Origin of the sequence: Clavibacter michiganensis (assembly GCF_016907085.1) — a bacterium.
Classification (GTDB): Bacteria; Actinomycetota; Actinomycetes; order Actinomycetales; family Microbacteriaceae; genus Clavibacter; species Clavibacter michiganensis_O.
In genome coordinates this window covers 662,524-684,329 of record NZ_JAFBBJ010000001.1, presented here as the reverse complement: position 1 = coordinate 684,329, position 21,806 = coordinate 662,524, and the positions used below count along the sequence as shown (strand labels likewise).

The window sequence follows — 21,806 nt, the reverse complement described above, 5'->3', positions numbered from 1 at the left end:
CGTCATGTCCGGGCTCGGCTCACTTGGCCTGCGCGTAGTCGTCGACGACCGCGATCGTGACGGGGAAGTCCACGGGCGCGTCGCCGAACAGCAGGCGGCCGGCCTCCGCGGCGGCCTCGGCCACGGCCAGGCGCACCTCGTCGACGCGGTCGTCGGGTGCGTGCACCATGACCTCGTCGTGCAGGAAGAAGACGAGGTGCGGGCGGGATCCGGGCCGCTCCATCGCGGCGAGGCGGCGCCGGAGTCCGGCGAGCCAGCAGAGCGCCCACTCCGCGGCGCTGCCCTGGACGACGAAGTTCCGGGTGAATCGACCCTGGTCGCGGGCGGACGTGCGGGCGCGGGCGGCGTCCGTCGCGGACGCCTCGCCCGCGCGTCCGATCTGCTGCACGTCCACCCACGCGTCGGCGGGCGGTGGGGACGACCGCCCGAGCCGCGTGCTCACGATCCCCCCGCTCTCCCCCGCCCGCGCCGCGCGCTCCACGTAGCCGGTGGCCCGCGGGTACGCCCGGACGAGCCGCGGCATCAGGCGCCCGCTCTCCCCGGAGGTGGCGCCGTACATGGCACCGAGCATCGCGACCTTGGCGTGGGCGCGGGTGTCGACGACGCCGGTGTCGACGAGTCCCTGGTACAGGTCGGTGCCGCGACCCGCGTCGGCCATGGCGCGGTCCTCCGCCAGCGCGGCGAGCACGCGCGGCTCGAGCTGCGCGGCATCGGCGACGACGAGCCGCCAGCCGGGATCCGCGCGGACGGCGGAGCGGATCTGGCGGGGCAGCTGCAGCGCGCCCCCTCCGCTGGCGGCCCAGCGTCCGGTGACCACGCCGCCGGGGACGTACTCGGGGTGGAAGCGGCCGTCGCGGATCCATGTCTCCATCCACGTCCACCCGTTCGCGGTGAGGAGGCGGGACAGCTTCTTGTGCTCCAGCAGCGGCGCGATGACGGGGTGGTCGATCTCCTGCAGCTCCCACTGCCGGGTGCTGGTGGCGTCGATGCCGGCACGACGGAGCGCCCGCAGCACGTCAGGCGGGCTGTCGACGTTGAGGTCGGGGGCGGCGAGGAGCTCCCGGATCCGCGCGGCGAGCCGCAGCAGCGCGGGAGGCGCGCCGCCGTGCGCGGGCCGACCGCCGAGCAGGTCGATCAGGAGCGCGTCGTGGACGGCCGTGTCCCACGGCAGCCCGTCGGCGGACATCTCCGCGGCGACGAGGGCGCCCGCCGACTCCGCGGCGAGGAGGAGGCGCAGGCGGCCGGGTTCGGCGCTGCCCGCGACCGCCTCGAGCTGGAGGCGGAGCTCGGCGACCAGCTCGTCGGGCGAGCTGGCCTCGGGTGCGTCGAGGTCGTCGAAGAGCGTCGCGGACGTCGAGGGCTCGCGCTCCGACGGGGCGGCCCGGTCCCAGGGCCCGGCGGGCATCCGGGCCAGCGGGCTGTCGGCGGTCTGCGTGGACAGCCGCAGGATCGCGTGGCAGAGACGGAGATCGTGGCAGCGGGCGACGCGGACGCCTCCGGCGATCAGCGCGCGCGCCCAGACAGCGGTGTCGTCCCAGACCCAGCGTGGCGCGGGGTCGGCCCGCTCGCGGGCGGCGGCGACGGCTGGCCACTCGGCGGACGCGACGTCGCGCGTGGCCGTGACGGTGCCGTTCGCGTCGAGGTCGACCAGCCGCACGCCGGAGGGCGTCCGCGCGGCCAGGATGTGCATGCCCTCATCATCCCTCGCGCGTCCGACGTCGGCCTCCGCCCGGGCTCGCCGCAGCTCCCCCGCATCGCGTCATGCAGGGAAACACCGCACGGGATTGTGCCCGCATCCCCCGCTCGCGCGGTTTCACCCGCTAGGGTTGGTCACAAGTCGTCAGGTCCTCACGATCCGCCCGGTCCGCCGGAGGGGTCACGAGGGGCAGACGACCCGCGGTCCCGGGTCCCGGGATCGATGCATCTCTTTTGAAGGAAATTTCGTCATGGCAACAGGCACCGTCAAGTGGTTCAACGCTGAAAAGGGCTTCGGCTTCATCGCTCCCGACAACGGAACCGCGGATGTGTTCGCTCACTACTCCGCGATCGCGACGGGCGGCTACAAGTCGCTCGACGAGAACCAGAAGGTCGAGTTCGAGGTCGCCCAGGGCCCCAAGGGTCCCCAGGCTGAGAACATCCGCCCGCTCTAATGCCACCCGCTCGCCTCTGGTGAGCGCAGCACGCTGAGCTTCCGAGAACGGCTCCGACCATGTGGTCGGGGCCGTTCTCCATTTAACGCTCACCCGGGCGTGCGGGACCATGGACCGTGCCCTCCTATCGCATCACCATGACCGTCGGCGCGCTGCGACCGGGCGCCGACCCCGCCGCCGTCCTGCCCGCCGCTGCCGCCGAGGCCGCCCGCATCGCCACCCTCGAGGCGAACGACATCCAGGTCGTGCGCGGTGAGCCCCGGCTCACGGTGCGCTTCACCGCGGACGACGACGCGGCGGCGGAGCGCATCGCCGGCGCCGTCCGGGCTCGCGCCGGCGAGCTCGTCGAGATCCCCCGAGCGAGCATCACGCGTCGCGACGGAGGGGCGTGGACCCGCATCTGATCCGGCCAGGCCCCTCCTGTCCCCCGACGGCGTCTCCCCGGACTCCATCGGGCACCTGCCGACGGGCATCGACGACAACGCCTGTAGTGTCGATCCCAAGAGCCGACGACGCCTCAGGGGGACGCAGCATCGGCTTGGGGGGACGATGATCGAACAGAAGACCACGCACGACACGGGAGCACGGGAGACCGGCGCCCGTCGACGGATGACGGACAGGTCCGCGAAGGGGTTGCGCGCGGACGCCGGTCCGCTCACGGAGGCGGACGGCTTGCGGGCGCACGACTGGCGCCGCACCTACGCCGTCGGGCTCGTCGTCACCGACCTCCTCGTCCTCATCTGGGTCGTCTTCGGCGTCCAGATCGCGTGGTTCGGCTTCGAGACCTCCGACGTCGCCTTCAACGGCGACTACGAGGGCGTCGCCGTGAGCTACTCGCTCATCTCCCTCGTGATCATCGCGAGCTGGATGGTCGCCCTCGGGCTGTACGGCACGCGCGGCTATCGCGTCCTCGGCACGGGACCGCAGGAGTACCGGCTGATCCTCGACGCCACCGTGCGCCTTTTCGGGCTGGTCGCCATCGTGGCGTTCCTCGGCCGCATCGACTTCGCGCGCGGGTACATCATCATCGCGCTGCCGCTCGGGCTCGTGACCCTCGTGCTCAGCCGCTGGATGTGGCGGCAGTGGCTGAACGTCCAGCGCGCCAAGGGCCGCTACTCGTCCCGCGTGCTGCTGATCGGATCCGAGGCGTCGACGGGGTTCCTCGCCCGCGAGCTCGCGCGCCAGCCCTACGCCGGCTACCACGTGGTCGGGGCGTGCATCCCGTCCGGCGTGATCGCGGCGACGCTGCCCGGCACCGGGATCCCCGTCCTGGGCAAGCTCGCCGACCTGCAGGCCGCCATGCGCGCGGTCGACGCCGACACCATCGTCATCGCCAGCAACGACGAGCTCTCGCCCGAGCGGATCCGCGAGCTCAGCTGGTCGCTGGAGCCCGGACGCCAGCACCTGGTGGTGGCGCCCAGCCTCACCGACATCGGCGGGCCCCGGATCCACACCCGCCCCGTCGCGGGCCTGCCCCTCATCCACGTGGAGACCCCGCGCTACGAGGGCACCAAGCTCTTCGCGAAGCGGGCGTTCGACATCGTCGCGAGCGCGCTGATTCTCATCCTCGCGTCGCCCCTGTTCCTCGCCATCGCGATCACCATCCGGCTCAGCACGCCGGGACCCGTGCTCTTCCGCCAGGAGCGCGTGGGCATCAACGGGCGCCCGTTCCAGATGCTCAAGTTCCGCACGATGGTGACGGACGCGGAGGCCCGTCTGCTCGAGCTCGAGAAGCAGTCGCGGGATGCGGGCAACTCGGTGCTCTTCAAGATGAAGGACGACCCCCGGGTCACGCCGATCGGGCGATTCCTCCGCCGCTACAGCCTCGACGAGCTGATGCAGCTCGTGAACGTCCTCAACGGCAGCATGTCGCTCGTGGGGCCGCGCCCGCCGCTCGCCCGCGAGGTGGAGGCATACGAGACGAAGGTGCACCGGCGCTTCCTCGTGAAGCCGGGCATCACCGGCCTCTGGCAGGTCAGCGGCCGGTCGAACCTCTCGTGGGAGGACAGCGTGCGGCTCGACCTGTACTACGTCGAGAACTGGTCCATCGTGGGCGATCTCGTCATCCTCTGGAAGACCGCGAAGGCCGTGCTGGCGCGCGAGGGGGCGTACTGACGGGAGCCGCCGCGGTCAGGACGCGCGACGCCGTCGTCGCATGAGGACGACGAAGGCCGCGACCGCGATGAGGCCGCCGATGCCGAGGTCGAGGATCGTCTCCACGAGGCTGGACCGCACGTACTCGCCGACGACGATGCAGACGAGCGCCGTGAGGCCGCCCAAGGCGATCGCCATGGGCAGCAGGCGCCGGAGGAACAGCCGGCGGGGCACCGCGCCCAGCATGCACCATGCGGTGATCGTGATGGCTGGCGAGACGATGAAGGAGTTGATCACGAGCACGCCGGCGAGGCCGCCCGTGAGCGCGCCGACCACGACGCCCGCCAGCACGGTGTAGTTGAGGACGGCGTCCACCGTCAGGGCCTGTGAGTGGTGGCCGGCCACGAGAGCCCAGCGGGCGGGGATCGCGACGATCATCGACGCTGCGAGCCCCCAGGACAGCGGCATGAGCGCGCCGGCCGTCCGCCACTCGTCTCCGAGCAGCACCTGCACGAGGTGCGGGCCGCTGAGCGAGATCGCCAGCGCGGCCGGCACGCCGACGGCGATGACCACGGCGGCGAGGCGCCGGAGCTGGTCGTCGGCGCGACCGGCGAGGCGCGCCACCGCCAGGTCGCGGATGGCCATCGGGTTGAGCGCCTGCTGCGCCTGCTGGAGGGGCCCGATGAGGAACGAGTAGGCCCGGGAGTACTGCGCGAGGGCGACGGGCCCGAGCAGGATGCTGACGAGCAGGTTGTCGCCGTTCCGGGCGGCGAACCCGGCGAGCTGGCTCTGGTAGGTGCCGTGCATCGACGTGTAGAGCTGGCGTGCCGCCGGGCGGACGGGGACGCGGGCGGGCAGGTCGGCCCTCCCCCGGCGGATCCATGCGGCTTCGAACGCCAGCCAGCGGACGGCCGCGATGACGAGCTGGCTACTGGCTGCGGCCCAGAGGCTGTCGGTGAGGACGAGCGCGCCGATCGCGACGACGTTGCCGACCAGCACGCTGGAGAGGTCGACGAGCGAGACGTAGCGGAGCTGACGGGCCGCGATGAGGAAGGCGCGGGGCGTCATGGACGCCATCGTGACGGGCAGCGCGGCGCAGAGGATCACCCACATCACGTCGGCGTCGAGCGAGGTGCCGACGACGAGCGCGACCGCCGCGGTGAGCGACGCAGCACCCGCCGCGACGAGGACGGCCAGGCGGCGCCAGGTGCGCGCCGACTCGAGGTAGCCGGGGGTGTGCGTGAGCACGGCCTGCGGCACGCAGATGTCGAAGAGGACGGCGACGCAGGCCGTGACGGTGAGCGCCAGGAAGTAGACGCCGTAGTCGGACGGACCCAGCAGCCGCGCGGCGAGGGTGGCGGCGACGAGGCCGACCGCCGCGATGATCGCCTGCGCCGCGAGCGGCCACACCGAGGAGTCGCGGCTCCGGGCAGCCCGGGCCGCGTGGTCGTCGGCGCTCATCGCGCGCTCGGACGGGTGGCGCCGTGAGGTGCGGTCACAGCACGCGTCCCGGGACGCCGACCACGGTCGCCCCGGCGGGCACGTCGCGGAGCACCAGGGTCATCGCGCCGATGGTGCTGCCGTCGCCCACGTGGATGGGGCCGAGGATCTGCGCGAAGGCGCCCACCTGCACGTCGTCGCCGATGACCGGCACGTCGTCGCCCTTCTTGGCGCCGATCGTGACCCCGTGGCGCATGGTGAACCGGGCGCCGATGCGCGCCTGCGGGTGCACGATGACCGTGCCGAAGTGGTGGATCATGATGCCCGGCCCGATCTGGACCGACCGCGGGATGTCGATCCCCGTCACCAGCCGCACCACGCTGTAGAGCGCGACGTACAGCACGTGGGCGGGCAGCCGCACGGCCCGCGAGCAGGTGCGCGTCCAGCGCCCGTACCGGTAGACGGACACCGCCCAGAACGACGGCTGCAGGAGCCAGGCCCCGCGGCCGTAGCGTGCCCGGTCGGCGGCCCAGCGGCCGCGCTCGTCGACGGCGCTCACGACGTCTGCACCGTGCGGCGGATGCGGCTCGCCGTGTGCAGCGCCCGGCTCGCCCAGCGGATCGGCAGGGGCGTGCGCAGCGTCTCGGCCTGCACCCGCGCCGCCTCCACGGCGATCTCCTTGGCGCGCACCTGCGACATGCCGCCCGCGGCGAAGACGGCGAGCGGGACGTGCACGACGACCGGGCGGACCCCGGATCGCAGCAGCCGGGCCGTGAGCTCGTAGTCGCCGACGACGCGGAAGCGGAGGTCGTAGCGGGCGCCGCGGATGCGGGATCCCGGATACAGGATGGCCTGGTGGGAGGTGGGCAGGCCGTGGTGGATGTAGAAGGGCGGACGGGCCTTCCGCAGGATCTCGCCGTGTCCGGTGTCGAGCAGGTAGTCGCCGAGGAGGAGCTCGTCGTCGCCCGCCGCGCGCAGGATGCCGGACAGCAGCTCCCAGGACTCGACGTGGGATCGGTCGCCGCCGTTGAGGAACCAGACGAACCTCCCGGTCGAACGGGCGATGCCGGCGTTCATGGCGTCGTAGATGCCGGCGTCGGGGCCGCTCGAGAGGTCGACCGGGACGCCGGAGGAGGTCACGACCTCGTCGAGCCCCTCCCCCGTGCCGCCGTCGACGACGATGACCTCGATCGCGTCGCCCGCGTCATGGACGAGCTGGCGCACCGACCGGAGCGTGCTGCTGAGCCCCGGCAGGTCCCGGAAGGTCACCACGACGACGGACAGGAGCGGTGGGGATACCGGCATGGGGAGCGACCAGGCTTTCGTTGCAGGCGACGAGCGTCGCGATGAGGAGGGCGGTCATGACGGCGTACTCGGGCAGCATGATCCCGCCGGAGAAGAATAGGGTCCCGAAGAGCCACAGCGGCGCCACGGCTCCCCAGGTCGAGCGTCTGCTGCGGAGCATCGCCCGGATCGACAGGATGGCGAGGGCAGCGATGAGCACCAGGCCGATCCACCCGAAGTAGAACACGAGGACGTAGAGGCCGTTGTCGAGCGAGGTGCCGAGCTCCGCGCCGTTGTACAAGTCGTAGCCCAGCAGGATGTTCGACACCGATCCGAGGGCATGGCCGATGGGCGTGTGCAGGAGCGTGTCCCCGAGGACCTGCAGCGGCGCCACGAGCCGGTAGTTGGTGCTGGATCCGGACGTGCTGAAGCTCTCCAGCCGGGTCTGCAGGTACGTGCCGCTCGCGACGCCCACGACCGCGAGGCCGCTGAGGACGACGATGCTCGCGCCCGGCCGCGAGCGGAGGGCCACGACGACGCCGATGATGAGCAGCAGCAGGAGACCCGTCGCGGAGCGGGACATGAGGACGCCGAGGATGCCGACCGCGATGGTGCCGCGGAAGTGGCGGCCGGTGAGCAGCGAGATGAGCGTGAGCGTCCCGATGACGAAGGCGTCGTAGGACGGCTCGAGGAAGAAGCCCTGCGCGCGCGGGATGGGATTGAACTGGAGGTAGGGCTGGTACTCGTACAGGTACTGGAAGCGCCCGAACACGTTGAAGAACGCCTCGCTGCCGAGCGTCCCCGCGGCCACCTGGAGGACGGACAGGCCGACGACCAGCAGGAGCGTGACGGAGATAGCCGTGGAGAAGGCCCGCGAGCCGATGAACCCGGGGTCGAGCCCGGCGGATCCGGCGACGATCACGATGACCGCGAGCACGAACAGCGCGAGCGTGCGGAGGAACGACAGCGGATCGCTGCCCTCCATGCCGGTCACGAGCGCCGCCGACGCCGTGAGCGCCACGACCGCGCAGAGCGCGAGGATGAGGCGGCTCGCGTAGCCGCCGCGCGACAGCAGGAGGATCAGGGGCACGCCCACGACCAGCCCGAGCGTGACGGGGTAGCCGGCCGCCTGGACGATCATGAAGTGCTGGCCGATGATCGCGACGCCCATCAGCCACGCCTCGCGCCGGTAGCTGCGGGTCATGCGGACACCAGCTCCTCGTACACGGCGCGGTACTCGTCGGCCATGCGCCGCGGGTCGAATCGGCGGACGTCGCGCGCGTCGCGATCCGCGCGGGCGCCCGCCCGCTCGTCCGCGAGGAGCGCCGCGGCGAGCTCCGTGCCCGTTCCCACCACCGTGACGTCGGGGTGGTCGCCGAACTCGCGGATCGCCGGCGAGTCGACGGCGAACACGCGCATGCCCGCCGTCAGCGCCTCGGAGACGGTGAGCGGGAAGTAGTCCACCCGCGAGGTGAAGACGAGGCGGTCGTGGCGCCGCATCACGCGCGCCAGCTCGACGCGGTCTCCGGTGGCGGGGAGGCGCGCGGCGCCCGGGGCGTCCTCGGGTGCGTCGTCTCCCATGATCGTGAGCCCTTCGGTCGTGTCCGCGGCGATGGCACGGAGCGCGTCCCAGTCGACCTTGGCCGGATCCCGGAGGTCGCGGCAGATGAACAGGGCACCCGAGCGCGGTGCGTCCGATGGTACCCGTGCCGCGGTCGCCTCCGACCAGAACGCGCGGTCGACGGAGTTCGTGATCGTGCGCACGTCGTCGAAGCCCGCCGTCGCGGCCTCGGCCGCGAGCCAGTGCGCGCAGGCCACGACGGCCGAGGGCACGGCCCGGCGGAGGGCGGCGATGTCCTCGCGCCGACGGGTGAAGACGCGCGCGGCGTTGTCGACGCGGGCCGGCGGGTACGCCTGGAGGTCCGGGCAGCGCGGGCAGCCGTCCTCCCAGAGCCGGCACGTGCCGGGCTGGGCGCAGCGGCCCGTCATGATCCACTGGTCGTGCAGCGTCCACACCACGGGCGTGCCGGCCGCGGCGATCTCGCGGAACAGCCACCGCGGAGGCAGCCAGTAGCTGTGCACGATGTGCAGGTGCACGACGTCGGCGGCCGCGATGGCCGCGCGCAGCTCCTCGCGGCGGTCGGACGCCGGACGGACGACCTCGGTGCCGACGACGAGGTGCGCCGCCATGTTGAGGGCGGCGCGGGGCCGGGACGTGACGCGGAGGGCCGATGGCGCGTCCGCTCCGCCGGAGTCGCCGCCGCCGGGTCCGTAGCCGTACGCGAACGAGCCGTCGACGCCCAGCTCGGCCAGCTCGTGCATCAGCGTGCGGGCGACGCCGGCCGCGCCGCCCTCGCCGAGCCGCACGCTGAGGTGGAGGACGCGCAGGGGCGGGGCGGCGGCACCCGGATCCGCGTCGGGCGCGCCGTTCATCCGGCCACCGGGAGCTGCGCCTTCCAGGCGTGGATCTCGTCGTACGGGAGCCGCACGTCGAGGGGCGCCCGACGCTCGACCGTCGCGCGGATCGCCTCCCGCTCGCCGCGCGCGTGCACGGGGAGCCCGGTGTCGCGGCTGATCTCCAGCGCCCGGTTGTCGACGGCGACGATGACGCCCCACGCCCCCGTCTCGAGCGCGCGGACGCCGCCGTGCAGGCGCGTGCCGATGTAGTCGGAGTCGCCCGCGGCGAGGAGCGCGTCGTAGGCGGCGAGCGTCGGCTCCGCGATCGTGAAGTCGCCCTCCAGGGTGCGCGCGTAGGCCGCGTCGCGGATCGACTGCGGCCAGATCACGACGCGCTCGTAGTGCTCGGCGGCGAGGGCGATGAGCCACTCGTCCTCGGCGACGTCGCGGTTGTAGTCGGTGAGCGTCAGGATCGCCTGCGCGGGGCGCGGGCTCTCGACGCCGTTGTGCCGGTCGAGCCCCCACATGGTCGGGCACGCCGTGTTCACGACGCGGAAGCCCATGCGCTCGAGGCGCACCTTGGTGTACTCGTCGCGGACCGAGTGCACGAGGTCCGGGGAGAGGACCTCGCGGAGCATGTGCGTGGTGTAGCGGTTGGGCTCGTCCTGGTACTGCCACCAGCCGACGCCGAGCAGGACGACCTTGTGCTTGAGGCTGCGGGCCACGATCGGGTCGAGCTTCCACTGGCGGTACCAGGGCATGTTCGAGGAGAGGAGGTTGGTGCCGCCCACGATCGCCAGCTCGGCGTCCGCGGCGGTCCGGCGCTGGTCGCGCGTCAGGCGCGTCTGCGTGGGCAGGCTGCCGGTGATCGGCATGACGCCGTCGAGCGCCCGGAGGACGTTCTCGCGGATGATCTGGTCGCCGATGTTGGCGGACGAGATGGAGGGATCGAGCAGGAGTCCGTTCATGATGGAGCCTTCGTTCGGGGCGGCGACGGCTGGTGCGGTCGCCGGCGGGAAAGGGGATGGCCGCGGTGAGCGGGGTGCGCCGGAGGAGCCGGAGGACGCGCGCGTCAGCGTCCGGAGAAGCGCGAGCCGACCACGGTGCAGTCGGGACCCGACACGATCGCGTCGGCGGGCACGTCGCCCGCGACCACGGTCATCGGCCGGGCGAGCGCCGAGCGGCCCACGTGCGCGCCACCGAGGACCAGGCAGCGCGACGTGATCCACGCGCCCGGCTCGATGACGATGGGGCGCGTGAGGAGGGCCATGTCGCGCCGGTGTGCGTGGCTGCCCGTGGTGAGCATCGTCTCCTGGGAGAGCACGACGTCGTGGCCGACGGTGATGAGGTCCTGGTTGTGGAACCAGACGCCCTCGCCGATCCAGGAGCGGTCCCCGATGCGCAGCTTCCACGGGAACTTGACCCGCGTGCGCGGCCGGAAGACCACCCCGTCGCCGATCTCGGCGCCGAACGCCCGGAGCGCGCGGACCCGGAGCGACGAGCTGATCTGCCACGGGTTCGTGACGAGGATCAGCTCGACCACGGCCCACAGGTAGACGGTGCGCTTCGGGCGGTCCCAGGCCTGGTGCTCGCCGGGCGCGCGCGACAGGTCGATCACCGGGACGTCGGTCGTGGGATCGGGCGCCGCCGTCACGCGGGGACCCCGGCGCCCATGGTGGCCAGCGACTGCGCGAAACGCACGTACCTGGCGTGGGCGCTCACGGGCGAGTAGCGGTTCTGGTACATCCGCTGCGCGGCGGTGGTGAGGGCCGCGGCGCCGTCGCTGTCGCATCGGAGGTCCTGCGCCGCCTGGAGCAGCCGCTCCGGGTCGCCCGGCGGGATGATGGCCGCCGCTCCGTGCTCGCGCACGACGCTCTCGGTGATGCCGCCGTCCTCGACCGCGGCGATGATCGGGCGCTTGCTGCTCGTGTACGAGGTGAGCTTCGACGGCATGCTCATCTCGCGCACGCCCGGCTTCTCGTTGAGCAGGAGCGCGTCGGCCGCGGCCAGGGCGTACGGGTAGTCGTCGCCGTCGAGCGGCGGGACGAATCGGAGCGAGCGGATCCCCGCGCCCTGCGCCTCGAGGGCGGCCCGCTGGTTGCCGTCGCCCACGAGCACGAACTCGATGCCGAGGTCGCGCGCGTCCGAGAGGCGGGCGGCCTCGACGACCGACTCCAGCCCCTGCTTCATGCCCATGTTGCCGGTGTGGACGACGGTGAACGCGTCCCGGGTCCAGCCGAGCCGGGTGCGGGCCGCTGCGGTGGAGACGTCCACCGGCGTGATGTGCGTGAAGTTCGGGAGCCCCGAGATGGACGCGTCGGGCAGGCCCTGCTGGATCAGCAGGTCGCCGAAGCGGGGCGTGATCACGCCGATTCGGTCGGCCCGGCGGAGGAGCGCGTACTCCCCCGACGCGATGAGGCGCGAGGCTCGGCCTCCCGTGGTGCCGGACTCCCCCGCGGCGTTGCCCGTGAGGTCCTGCACCAGGACGCCGAACGGACGGCGGCCGCGGCCGAGCGCGCCGGCGGCGAGGCCGGCGAGCGACGGCGTGACCGCGATGACGATCTCGCTCGTGTCGCGTCGCACCTCGCGGAGCGCTCCGCGCAGGAAGCTCGCCTCGAGCTTCGCCCGGCCCGCGAGGTCCGGCGTCTCCGGGATGGTGTGGCGGACGCGGGTGATGCGGACGCCGTCGCGCATCTCCTCCCAGCGCCTGCCCTCGGCGTACCGCTCGTCCTGCAGCTTCCACTGCGGGTAGTGCGGTATCCCGGTGACCACGTGCACCGACGCCCCCGCGTCGGTGAGCGCCTCGGCCATCGCGGTCGTGTACGGCGCGATGCCCGTGGTCTCCGGCCAGTAGTTGATGCCGACCAGGCAGACCGTGAGGCCCCCCAGGTCCGCCGTCTGCGTGCGCGCAGCGTCGGTCGTGCTCAAATCCCCCATGGCCCCATTCTGGTGCCTGGAGGTTTCGATGTCGTTAACGCAGCGCGCGGCGTCGTACCCCGATTGCCCTCGAGCGACGCCCTCACGTTAGATTCGACCGGACGGACGGCCGCGCCGGGCGACTGCCCCGCCGTCGTCGCGTCGCACCGCATGAGAATCTGGGGGGATCCATGGCCAAGAAGGCTTTCATCACAGGCATCACCGGGCAGGACGGCTCGTACCTGGCGGAGCTGCTGCTCGCCAAGGGCTACGAGGTCCACGGCCTCATCCGCCGCTCGTCGACGTTCAACACGTCGCGCATCGACCACCTGTACCAGGACCCGCACGAGGACGGCGCGAAGCTCTTCCTCCACTACGGCGACCTGAGCGACGGCTCGCGCCTCACGACGCTGATGATGCAGATCCAGCCCGACGAGGTCTACAACCTGGCCGCGCAGTCGCACGTGCGCGTCTCCTTCGACGAGCCGGAGCACACCGCGGACACGACGGGCACCGGCACCATCCGCCTGCTCGAGGCCGTGCGCCTCTCGGGCATCGAGACCCGCTTCTACCAGGCCTCCTCGAGCGAGCTGTACGGGGCCACTCCCCCGCCGCAGAGCGAGACCACGCCGTTCTACCCGCGCTCGCCCTACGGCGCCGCGAAGCTCTACAGCTTCTGGATCACGAAGAACTACCGCGAGGCGTACGACATGTTCGCCGTCAACGGGATCCTGTTCAACCACGAGTCGCCCCGCCGCGGCGAGACGTTCGTGACCCGCAAGATCACGCGCGCGGTCGCCGCCATCAAGGCCGGCAAGCAGGACCACGTCTACCTCGGCAACCTCGACAGCATCCGCGACTGGGGCTACGCCGCCGAGTACGTCGAGGGCATGTGGCGGATGCTGCAGGCCGACGAGCCCGACGACTTCGTGCTCGCGACCGGCGGCAACTTCACCGTGCGCGACTTCCTCGAGACCGCGTTCTCGCACGCGGGCCTCGACTGGTCCGAGCACGTGCGGTTCGACCCGCGGTACCTCCGCCCCACCGAGGTCGACGCCCTGGTGGGCGACGCCACGAAGGCCGAGGAGAAGCTCGGCTGGAAGGCCACGGTCGACACCACGATGCTCGCGCGGATCATGGTCGACGCGGACATCGCCGCGCTCGAGGCCGAGGGGCGTCCGTGGATCGACTCCGTGAAGCTCGCGAGCTGGGGCACGGCCGACACGACCGCGGGCGAGGCGTGAGCGCGGCCCCCGCGGCCGGCGCGTCCGCCGCCGACGAGCGCGACGCCGTCGCCTTCACGCCCGCGCCGCTCGACCGCTCGGCCCGCGTCTACGTGGCCGGCCACCGCGGTCTCGTCGGCTCGGCCATCGTCCGCCGTCTCGAGGCGGAGGGCTTCACCGACGTCATCGGCCGCACGTCCGCCGAGCTCGACCTCAAGGACCGCGACGCGGTCTTCGCGTTCTTCGCCGCCGAGAAGCCCGTGCACGTGGTGCTCGCGGCCGCGAAGGTCGGCGGGATCCTCGCCAACAGCACGTACCCGGTCGACTTCCTCAGCGACAACCTGCGGATCCAGGTCAACGTGCTCGACGCGGCGCTCGCCCACGGCGTGGACCGCCTGCTGTTCCTCGGCTCCTCGTGCATCTACCCGAAGCTCGCGGCGCAGCCGATCACCGAGGACAGCCTCCTCACGGGTCACCTCGAGCCCACCAACGACGCCTACGCGATCGCGAAGATCGCGGGCATCATGCAGATCCAGGCCGTGCGCCGCCAGTACGGCCTGCCGTGGATCTCGGCCATGCCGACGAACCTCTACGGACCCGGCGACAACTTCTCGCCGCAGGGCTCGCACGTGCTGCCCGCGCTCATCCGCCGATACGACGAGGCGCGCGAGTCCGGCGCGGAGTCGGTGACGAACTGGGGCACGGGCACCCCGCGCCGCGAGTTCCTGCACGTCGACGACATGGCCGCCGCGTGCCTCCACCTGCTGGAGCACTACGACGGGCCCGAGCAGGTCAACGTGGGCACGGGCAGCGACGTGACCATCCGGGAGATCGCGGAGACCATCGCGCGCGTCGTCGGCTACGAGGGCCGCACCGAGTGGGACACCTCGAAGCCGGACGGCACGCCGCAGAAGCTGCTGGACGTGTCGAAGCTCGCCGACGCCGGGTGGACCTCCTCCATCGGGCTCGACGAGGGCCTGCGCTCCACGGTCGAGTGGTACCGGGAGCACATCACGACGCTGCGGGAGTAGCCCCCGCTCGACGACGGCCGTCGCGCATCCGCGCGGCGGCCGTCGTCGTGCGCCCGGCCGGACGGTCCCCGCGCGTGCCCGCGGATCAGGCCGGCGCGCCCGCCAGCGCCTCGTCGAGCATCTGCCGGAACGCCGGGGTGATCACGGCCGCGTACTGCGGGGTGGTGTGCACGCTGTCGCGCTTCGTGGGCGTGCTGCCGACGAAGGACGGGCAGCGCTCCTCCCAGCAGAACAGCGACGAGGTGTCGACGTAGGCGATGCCGAGCGCCCGGGCCGCGTCCTCCTGGGAGCGGTCGCCCACCTTCCAGGCGCCGGGGATCGTGGCCTGGCAGTCGGCGGGCGTGGAGACCTTCGTCGCGCACGTCTCGAGCGGCTGGCCGGTCGGCGGGGACGAGACGAGGACGACCTTCCCGACGCTGTCGCGCACCTGGCCGACCGTGCTCTGCACGCCCGCGGACCACTCCGCCACCGCGTCGTCGCCCGTGGCCTTCGACGCGAGCTTGAGGACCTGCCCGTAGCTGTTGCTGACGAACAGGATCTCCGGCTTCTCCTCCTGGATCGCGGCGATCGCCTGCGTGCGGAAGTCCAGGCATCCGCCCTTGGTGGACGCGTCGGGGAAGTCCCACTGGACGTCCATGACGGCGCAGCCGGCGAAGGTGAGCCCGCGGATGTGGTGCGTCGCCTCGAACATGGCGCGCACCGTGGGCAGCAGGGTGATGCCGGTCGAGTCGCCGAGGACCATGATCGTGGGCTTCCGGCTGTCGCCGAAGGAGCAGGAGCGCGGGTTCGCCACGTCGGTGCGGCCGCAGCCCTGGCCGTCCTCGACGGGCACGGCGGACTTCTCCAGGCCGTCGATCGCGGGGTCGAGCGCGGGCCAGCTGGTGGCGGCGAGGGCGTCGCGGATCTGGACCTGCAGCGCGCCGAGGTCGCCGGCCGCGAGCACGGCGGGGTCTCCCGGGTCCTCCTCGCCGGACGCGGCCGGGCCCGGCGCGATGCGCGAGGCCTCCTGGATCTCCTGCTGTCGCACGACGGCGAGGCTGATGAAGGTGACCGTCAGCAGCGCGGCCGTGCCGAGGGCCGCGACCTTCGTGCCCGTCGACGCCCCGAAGCCGGGGCGGCGGCGCGAACGCCTCTTCTTCCGGCGCGCGGCGGCACCGGGCTCGAGCCAGTCCGAGCGGCGGATCGGGTCCTCGAGGCCGTGGTACGAGAGCACCGAGAGGCCGAGGGTGAGCACGAGCACGATGACCGGGTAGCCGAGCCCGGCGGTGTCGGAGACGGCCGCGAGGATCACGATGACCGGGAAGTGCCAGAGGTAGAGCGAGTACGAGATGTCCCCGAGGTAGCGCGAGACGGGGTTCGTGAGCGGCCAGAGGAAGCGCTGCGCGCCGCCCGTGCCGCCGGCGATGACGAGCGCGGCGCCGACGACCGGGATGGCGGATCCGGGCGCGGGGATGGGCGACGCGCTGCTGAGGGCGAAGAGGCCGTAGGCGATGACGGCGAGGCCGGCGTATGCCATGACCGGCCGCACGGCGTCCGGGATGCGGCGCAGCAGCGGCGTGGCGACGGCGAGGAGCGCCCCGACGCCGAGCTCCCACGCGCGGGAGAGCGTGGAGAAGTAGGCGACGGCGGCGTTGCCCGCGGTGTCGGCCATGGCCCACGCGAAGGATCCCGCCGTGATGACGACGAGGATCGCGGTGAGGATCCCGCGGTAGCGGCCGGGCCCACGGAAGCGCAGGGAGAGCGCGAGGCCGAGTGTGAGGAGGATCGGCCAGACGACGTAGAACTGCTCCTCCACGCCGAGCGACCAGTAGTGCTGGACGGGCGAGACGGCGCTGTCGGCGGCCCAGTAGTCGGTGTCGGTCGCGGCGAAGCGCCAGTTGGCGACGAAGAAGAACGCGGCGACGCTGTCCCACGCGAACGCGGACGCGCGGCCGGAGAGGAACACCATCCAGCTGGCGAGCACGGTGACGAGGAGCACGGCGGTCGAGGCCGGCAGGATGCGCTTGACGCGCTTGCGGTAGAACTCGGCGAACGAGATCCGGCCGCGCTTGTCGTGCTGCCGCAGCAGGAGCGACGTGATGATGAAGCCCGAGATCACGAAGAAGACGTCGACGCCGAGGAAGCCGCCGGACGGCCAGGCGAGCAAATGGTCGAGGATGACGGCGACCACGGCGAGGGCGCGGAGGCCCTGGATGTCGCCGCGGAACGAGCGCGTGCGGGATCCCTCCGGCGCGACCGTCGTGGATCGGCTCGTGCGGGTGGGTCGCGTGCTCGTCATCGTGTCCTCGCGGGTGGGCGGCTGGCCCGACGCGCGCTCGCGCGTCTCGTCGGCGGGTGCCGGTGGCGGTCGTCGGTCGCCCTCGGGGCCCCCGCGACCGGGGTGATTTCGGTACCCATGGTAATAGAGCGGACATCGCCGTGGCGGTCGAGGCGGCACCGTGCTAGTGCCGCGACGCACCCCAGTCCGAGGGGGTGCGCGATCGGGGGCACGCCCGGAGGGCGTCGAGCGGGCACGCGGGAGCGCGGCGCGGGAGTAGGGCGGATGGGACTTGAACCCATGACCGACGGATTATGAGTCCGCTGCTCTGACCAGCTGAGCTACCGCCCCGAGGCGGCGGAGCTAGGCGGCGCCTGAGCCGTCCGTCACGCCGCGTGCCTCGTCCGTGACCGGCGCGGCCACGGACTCGCCACGATACAGGCTCTCGAACGTCGAGATCGTGCGCTCGATGTCGTGCGTGGCGACCACCGCGAGGCTCTCGCGCTTCATGCGCTGGAGCTCCTCATCGGGCAGCTCGAGCACCCGCTGCAGCTTCGCGGCGAGGTCGTCGACGTCGCCGGGACGGAAGAGGTAGCCGTTCTCGCCGTCGTGCACGAGGTGCGGGAGGGCCATGGCATCGGCGGCCACGACGGGCAGCGCGGAGGCCATGGCCTCCATCGTCACGATGGACTGCAGCTCGGCGATGCTCGGCATCGCGAGGACGGTCGCGCGCGTGTAGGCGCGGCGCAGCTCCTCGTCGGACACGTAGCCGGTGAACGTTGTGCGGTCGGCGATGCCGAGGTCGGCGGCGAGCTTCTCGAGCGCCGTCTTCTGGTCTCCCCCGCCGACGATCTCGAGCTCCGCGTCGAGCGGCGCGGGCAGGATCGCGAAGGCGCGCAGCAGCACGTCGATCTGCTTCTCCCCCGTCACCCGGCCGACGAACACGATGCGGTTGCGGGTGCGCGGCGTGAAGTCGGGCGTGTAGTTCGCCGCGTCGATGCCGCAGGAGATGGCGATGACGCCCTGGAGCCCCGTGTAGCGCTCGAGGAACTGGGCGGCGCGGCGCGTGGGCGTCGTGACGGCCTCGGCGCGCCCGAAGGTGCGGCGAGCGGCCTTCCACGCCATGGAGATGGCCTTGTCCTGCCACGCCACGGGCAGCAGCGTGTGCTGGAGCATGTTCTCCGGCATGAAGTGGTTGGTCCCGACGATGCGGATCCCGCGCTTCTCGGCCTCGATGCTGAGGCCGCGGCCCGTGACGATGTGCGACTGGAAGTGCACGACGTCGGGCTGCACGGCGTCGAGGATCCGGGCGCTGTTCCGGTTGATGTTCCACGGCAGGGCGAACCGCAGCCAGTCGTGCGGGTACCAGCGCCAGCTGCGCAGACGGTGCGCCGTCATCTCCTGGCCGTCGTGCACCTCGGTCCAGGTGCCGTGCTTGCGGCTCGCCGCCGGCGCGACGATGTGCACCTCGTGGCCGCGGCGGACGAGTCCGCCCGCGAGGCGCTCGGCGAAGCGCGCGGCGCCGTTCACGTCCGGCGGGAACGTGTCCGCGCCGATGAGGATGCGCAGCGGTCGACCGGGGGTCGCCGGCTCGCGCGGGGTCTGCCCTGAGGTGTTCGGCAAGAAGTGTCTCTCCAGTGGTGTCGGCGTCCGGCGCGCGTCACGTGGATCGGGGTGGCGCGGGCCGGGTGTCGCTGAGCAACGTATCGCACGGGTCCCGGGGCGGCCCGACGGCGCACCGCGGTCGCGGCAGCCGCCTCCGGGTGTCCGGCGCCGGGCAGGCGATGCGGCCGGTCGCGGCCTCAGGACGCGTGCGGGTGGTGCTTCGCGAGCTGGAACACCCCGACGACCGCCACGGCGCCCGCGACGAGGAAGGCCACGCCCGCGTAGAACGGCGCGTCCGCGGCCTCGCCGAGGACGGTCACGCCGATGCAGACGGCGACGAGCGGGTCGACCACCGTGAGGCCCGCGATGACGAGGTCCGGCGGTCCCGACGAGTAGGCCGTCTGCACGAAGTACGCGCCGAGCAGCGTCGCGGCGACGAGGGCCACGATGCACACGGCCGTGAGGACGTCGAAGTCGCCCGTCGTGAGGCGGTTGATGACGACCTTGGCGAGCGTCGCGACGAAGCCGTAGAGCACGCCCGCGCTGATGATGTAGAAGATCGCGCGCACGTGGCGGCGGAAGTAGAGGAAGAGGCCGCCGAGCAGCGCGAGCACGACGGCGAGGATCACCAGGATCGTGATGAGCTCGGGCGTGCGGATGGGCGTCTCCTTGGCGAAGACGGCCGCGAAGACCACGAAGAGCCCGACGCCGCCGATGCAGAGCGCGACGGCCCGCTTCGCCTTGAGGTCGAGCCGCTTGCCCGTGGCGCGGGAGTTGAGGACGGCCGTGACCACGAGCGCCACCGCGCCGAGCGGCTGCACGACGATGAGCGGCGCGAGGCGCAGGCTCGCGAGCTGGAACACGATGGCGAGGCCGAGCATCACGGTGCCGGCGACCCACGACGGGCGGCCGAGCAGCGCGCCGAGCTGGCGGAGGCTGAGGCCCGCCGTGCTCTTCTTCCCGCGCGCCTCCATCTTCGCCACGCCCTGCGACTGCAGCTGCGCGCCCAGGGACAGGAACACGGCGCCGACGAGCGCGATCGGGATGCCGAGCGCCTGGTACGGGGTCAACGAGGCGGCCTGGAGAACGGGGCTGGCGTCGAAGGGCACGCCCCGACCCTACCCGGCGGTCCGCCTATCATCGGCAGCATGGCCGTCCTCCCCATCCGGATCACCGGAGACCCCGTCCTGCACGCCCCGGCCCGCGAGGTGGAGGCGTTCGACGACGACCTGCGCGCCCTCGTGGCCGACATGTACGACACCATGGACGAGGCGCCGGGCGTGGGTCTCGCGGCGCCCCAGGTGGGTGTGCCGCTGCGCGTGTTCGTCTACTCGTACGAGACCGACGAGGGCGAGCCGCTGCGGGGCGTCGCCGTCAACCCGGACCTCTTCATCACGCCCGTCGCCGTGCGCGAGGCCGACGAGGACACCGAGGAGGAGGGCTGCCTCTCCTTCCCGGGCGAGCGCTTCCCGCTGGTGCGCGCCGACCGGGCGATCCTCCGCGCGGTCGACCTCGACGGCACGCCCTTCGAGATCGAGGCGGCCGGGTGGTTCGCGCGCATCCTGCAGCACGAGTTCGACCACCTCGACGGCCTGCTGTACACCGACCGGCTCGCGCACGAGCACCGGAAGCCGGTGGCGAAGGTCATCCGCAAGAGCGGCTGGGGCGTGCCCGGGCAGTCGTGGCTCCCGGGGCGCGACCACCTCGAGGACTGAGGGACGCGCCCGGGTCGACACCCGGTGACCGGAGGCGACCGATTTCTTTGCTACGCTTTGCAGGTTGCTCCACGTGATCCTCGATAGCTCAATTGGCAGAGCAGCCGGCTGTTAACCGGCAGGTTGTTGGTTCGAGTCCAACTCGGGGAGCGAAGGCCTCGCGGCTCCACCCGCGGGGCCTTTTACTTTGCCCGCTGGCGCTGGCCCGCGCCGGGTAGCGTCGGGACATGGGGATGTTCCAGGTCGTGGTCGCGCGTCCGAACGACGCGGACCGGCTGTGGCCGCTGCTCGACGCGGACGTCCGCTCGCGCGACGCCGCGCCCGACGACCCGGTCGCCGACGCGATCCTCGTCCGACCGGCCGACGGGCCCGCGGACACGCTGCCCGTCCTCGAGGCCCGGCGCGAGCGCATCGTGCGCCTCGTCTCCGACCCCGTGCGCCCCGTGCTCATCGCGTACTCGGGGATCCGCGCGGTCGGCTTCGCCCTGATGGACCGCAACGGGGTCGACGGCCGGGCGTTCACCGCGTCCGGTTGGCGCGGTCTCGGGGTCGAGGAGGAGATCCGGGCGGCCGCTCCCCTCCTGCTGCGCTGAGCCGCACGCGCCCGGACGTGCGCTCCCGCTAGTCGACGGGGAGCAGGTAGGTCGGGCTCGGCACCGCGATCACGGCGGGCCCGGCGGTGGGCAGCCCCGTCGCCGGGTCGAGCCGGAAGGACGCGACCGTGCCGGATCCCTGGTTCGCCACGTGCAGGCCGTCGTCGACGACGACGTGGTGGCGGGGCGTCGCGCCGCCGCAGTCGAACGCGGCGACGGGGGCGAGCGCGCCGTCGGCGGCGATGCCGACCACCGCGATCCGGTCGGAACCGCGGAGGCCGACGTACGCGAGGCGCTCGTCGGAGGACACCCGCACCTCGGCGGCGGAGTCGCGCGCGTCCGGCTCGGCCGCGCATGCGGTGGATGCGGCGAGGTGCCAGGACGCGCCCCGGCCCTCGAGCGCGTGCAGCGTGCCGTCGAGCTCGCCCACGAGGAGCACGCGGCCCGACGACAGGAGGGCCATGTGCCGCGGCCCCGTGCCGGGCGGGAGGGCCACGGCGCCGATGCGGTCGAGGCGTCCGTCGCGGAGCGCGTGCACGTGGACGGCGTCGGTGCCGAGGTCGGCGCTGAGGACGACGCCGCCGCCGACGTGGAGCGTCGCGTGCGCGTGCGGGCCGTCCTGCTGGGGGCGCGGACCGGATCCCTCGGCGGCGAGCAGCTGCATCGCCTCGCCGAGGGTGCCGTCATGCGAGACGGGGTGGACGGCGACGGTGCCGTCGCCGTAGTGCGAGGTGAGGAGCAGGCCGTCGACGACGTGCAGGTGGCAGGGGCCGGATCCGCCGCTCGGCTGTCCGCCCGCCCACTGCAGCGAGCCGCCCGGCCCCCGGCGGAACGCCTCCACGCGGTCGGCCGCCTCTCCCACCGCGTAGACCATGTCGCCGTGCGCGAGGAGGAACGAGGGCGACGGCGTCTCCACCGCCGTGCCGACGACCGCGAGGTCGCCCGTGATGGGATCGACCGCGAGGGCCGTGATGCCGACGCCCGATCCGCCCGCGTCGGCGGTGTAGCCGCCCGCCCACATCGAGACCTCGGGCACGGCGGCTTCCTCGGGCGTCATCACGCCTGTCACCCTACGGGGCCCGACGCGGCGCGGGCGGCCGT

At 72.7% G+C, this 21,806-nt stretch carries 20 protein-coding genes and 2 tRNA genes; 8 read left to right on the top strand and 14 right to left on the bottom strand.

Annotation, left to right across the window (positions count from 1 at the left end; genetic code table 11):
- Positions 1–19 precede the first annotated feature (19 nt).
- A complete protein-coding gene (locus JOE38_RS03115) occupies positions 20–1,690 on the bottom strand; it encodes a bifunctional 3'-5' exonuclease/DNA polymerase (protein ID WP_204574816.1) in 1,671 nt (556 codons plus the stop codon).
- Positions 1,691–1,946: 256 nt separating this feature from the next.
- Here JOE38_RS03115 and JOE38_RS03110 point away from each other — a divergent pair, with 256 nt between their 5' ends.
- The 3 genes from JOE38_RS03110 (at position 1,947) to JOE38_RS03100 (ending at position 4,265) form a co-directional block, all read left to right on the top strand.
- Positions 1,947–2,150, top strand: coding sequence for a cold-shock protein (locus JOE38_RS03110; protein ID WP_012038298.1), 204 nt, complete (start codon positions 1,947–1,949; stop codon positions 2,148–2,150).
- 116 nt (positions 2,151–2,266) lie between these two features.
- On the top strand, positions 2,267–2,554 hold the full coding sequence (locus tag JOE38_RS03105; protein WP_204574815.1) for a hypothetical protein: 288 nt from the start codon (positions 2,267–2,269) through the stop codon (positions 2,552–2,554).
- A gap of 145 nt (positions 2,555–2,699) precedes the next feature.
- Positions 2,700–4,265 carry a sugar transferase gene (locus tag JOE38_RS03100; protein WP_204574814.1) on the top strand — a complete coding sequence of 522 codons (1,566 nt, stop codon included), beginning with the start codon at positions 2,700–2,702 and terminating at the stop codon, positions 4,263–4,265.
- 15 nt (positions 4,266–4,280) lie between these two features.
- Here JOE38_RS03100 and JOE38_RS03095 read toward each other — a convergent pair whose 3' ends face one another.
- The 8 genes from JOE38_RS03095 to JOE38_RS03060 all read right to left on the bottom strand — a co-directional run bounded on the left by JOE38_RS03095 (position 4,281) and on the right by JOE38_RS03060 (position 12,302).
- Entirely contained in the window at positions 4,281–5,705 is a 1,425-nt protein-coding gene (locus JOE38_RS03095) for an oligosaccharide flippase family protein (RefSeq protein ID WP_204574813.1), read from the bottom strand.
- Positions 5,706–5,739: 34 nt separating this feature from the next.
- Positions 5,740–6,243 carry a serine O-acetyltransferase gene (locus tag JOE38_RS03090; protein ID WP_204574812.1) on the bottom strand — a complete coding sequence of 168 codons (504 nt, stop codon included), beginning with the start codon at positions 6,241–6,243 and terminating at the stop codon, positions 5,740–5,742.
- A complete protein-coding gene (locus JOE38_RS03085) occupies positions 6,240–6,908 on the bottom strand; it encodes a colanic acid biosynthesis glycosyltransferase WcaE (RefSeq protein ID WP_307838829.1) in 669 nt (222 codons plus the stop codon). The genes JOE38_RS03090 and JOE38_RS03085 overlap by 4 nt, the downstream gene beginning before the upstream one ends.
- Complete coding sequence (locus tag JOE38_RS03080; RefSeq protein WP_204574810.1) at positions 6,889–8,172, bottom strand: putative colanic acid polymerase WcaD; 1,284 nt, start codon at positions 8,170–8,172, stop codon at positions 6,889–6,891. Before JOE38_RS03080 ends, JOE38_RS03085 begins: the two co-directional genes overlap by 20 nt.
- Complete coding sequence (locus JOE38_RS03075; RefSeq protein WP_204574809.1) at positions 8,169–9,401, bottom strand: glycosyltransferase; 1,233 nt, start codon at positions 9,399–9,401, stop codon at positions 8,169–8,171. Before JOE38_RS03075 ends, JOE38_RS03080 begins: the two co-directional genes overlap by 4 nt.
- A complete protein-coding gene (locus JOE38_RS03070) occupies positions 9,398–10,333 on the bottom strand; it encodes a polysaccharide pyruvyl transferase family protein (RefSeq protein ID WP_204574808.1) in 936 nt (311 codons plus the stop codon). Before JOE38_RS03070 ends, JOE38_RS03075 begins: the two co-directional genes overlap by 4 nt.
- Before the next feature lie 104 nt (positions 10,334–10,437).
- On the bottom strand, positions 10,438–11,019 hold the full coding sequence (locus JOE38_RS03065) for an acetyltransferase (RefSeq protein WP_204574807.1): 582 nt from the start codon (positions 11,017–11,019) through the stop codon (positions 10,438–10,440).
- A complete protein-coding gene (locus tag JOE38_RS03060; RefSeq protein ID WP_204574806.1) occupies positions 11,016–12,302 on the bottom strand; it encodes a glycosyltransferase family 4 protein in 1,287 nt (428 codons plus the stop codon). Before JOE38_RS03060 ends, JOE38_RS03065 begins: the two co-directional genes overlap by 4 nt.
- Before the next feature lie 170 nt (positions 12,303–12,472).
- Here JOE38_RS03060 and gmd point away from each other — a divergent pair, with 170 nt between their 5' ends.
- A complete protein-coding gene (gmd, locus tag JOE38_RS03055) occupies positions 12,473–13,525 on the top strand; it encodes a GDP-mannose 4,6-dehydratase (RefSeq protein WP_204574805.1) in 1,053 nt (350 codons plus the stop codon).
- Entirely contained in the window at positions 13,522–14,535 is a 1,014-nt protein-coding gene (locus tag JOE38_RS03050) for a GDP-L-fucose synthase family protein (RefSeq protein ID WP_307838828.1), read from the top strand. Before gmd ends, JOE38_RS03050 begins: the two co-directional genes overlap by 4 nt.
- A gap of 85 nt (positions 14,536–14,620) precedes the next feature.
- On the opposite strand, the gene JOE38_RS03045 is transcribed toward JOE38_RS03050, so the two are convergent.
- The 4 genes from JOE38_RS03045 to JOE38_RS03030 form a co-directional block, all read right to left on the bottom strand.
- Positions 14,621–16,813: an acyltransferase family protein gene (locus tag JOE38_RS03045; RefSeq protein WP_204574804.1), complete on the bottom strand. Its 2,193-nt coding sequence runs from the start codon at positions 16,811–16,813 to the stop codon at positions 14,621–14,623.
- Positions 16,814–17,069: 256 nt separating this feature from the next.
- Positions 17,070–17,143: transfer RNA gene (locus JOE38_RS03040), tRNA-Ile, on the bottom strand.
- Between the two features lie 12 nt (positions 17,144–17,155).
- On the bottom strand, positions 17,156–18,415 hold the full coding sequence (locus JOE38_RS03035) for a glycosyltransferase (protein WP_204574803.1): 1,260 nt from the start codon (positions 18,413–18,415) through the stop codon (positions 17,156–17,158).
- A gap of 179 nt (positions 18,416–18,594) precedes the next feature.
- The gene (locus JOE38_RS03030) at positions 18,595–19,506 is read right to left on the bottom strand and encodes a DMT family transporter (protein ID WP_204574802.1); all 912 of its coding nucleotides are present in this window, start codon (positions 19,504–19,506) and stop codon (positions 18,595–18,597) included.
- 39 nt (positions 19,507–19,545) lie between these two features.
- Here JOE38_RS03030 and def point away from each other — a divergent pair, with 39 nt between their 5' ends.
- The 3 genes from def (at position 19,546) to JOE38_RS03015 (ending at position 20,705) form a co-directional block, all read left to right on the top strand.
- Positions 19,546–20,112 carry a peptide deformylase gene (gene def / locus JOE38_RS03025; protein WP_204574801.1) on the top strand — a complete coding sequence of 189 codons (567 nt, stop codon included), beginning with the start codon at positions 19,546–19,548 and terminating at the stop codon, positions 20,110–20,112.
- A gap of 77 nt (positions 20,113–20,189) precedes the next feature.
- Positions 20,190–20,262 (top strand) — tRNA-Asn (locus JOE38_RS03020).
- Positions 20,263–20,339: 77 nt separating this feature from the next.
- Complete coding sequence (locus JOE38_RS03015) at positions 20,340–20,705, top strand: hypothetical protein (RefSeq protein WP_204574800.1); 366 nt, start codon at positions 20,340–20,342, stop codon at positions 20,703–20,705.
- A 28-nt stretch (positions 20,706–20,733) separates the two neighbouring features.
- Here the strand turns inward: JOE38_RS03015 and JOE38_RS03010 are convergent, their stop codons facing one another.
- A complete protein-coding gene (locus JOE38_RS03010) occupies positions 20,734–21,762 on the bottom strand; it encodes a lactonase family protein (RefSeq protein ID WP_204574799.1) in 1,029 nt (342 codons plus the stop codon).
- Positions 21,763–21,806 lie beyond the last annotated feature (44 nt).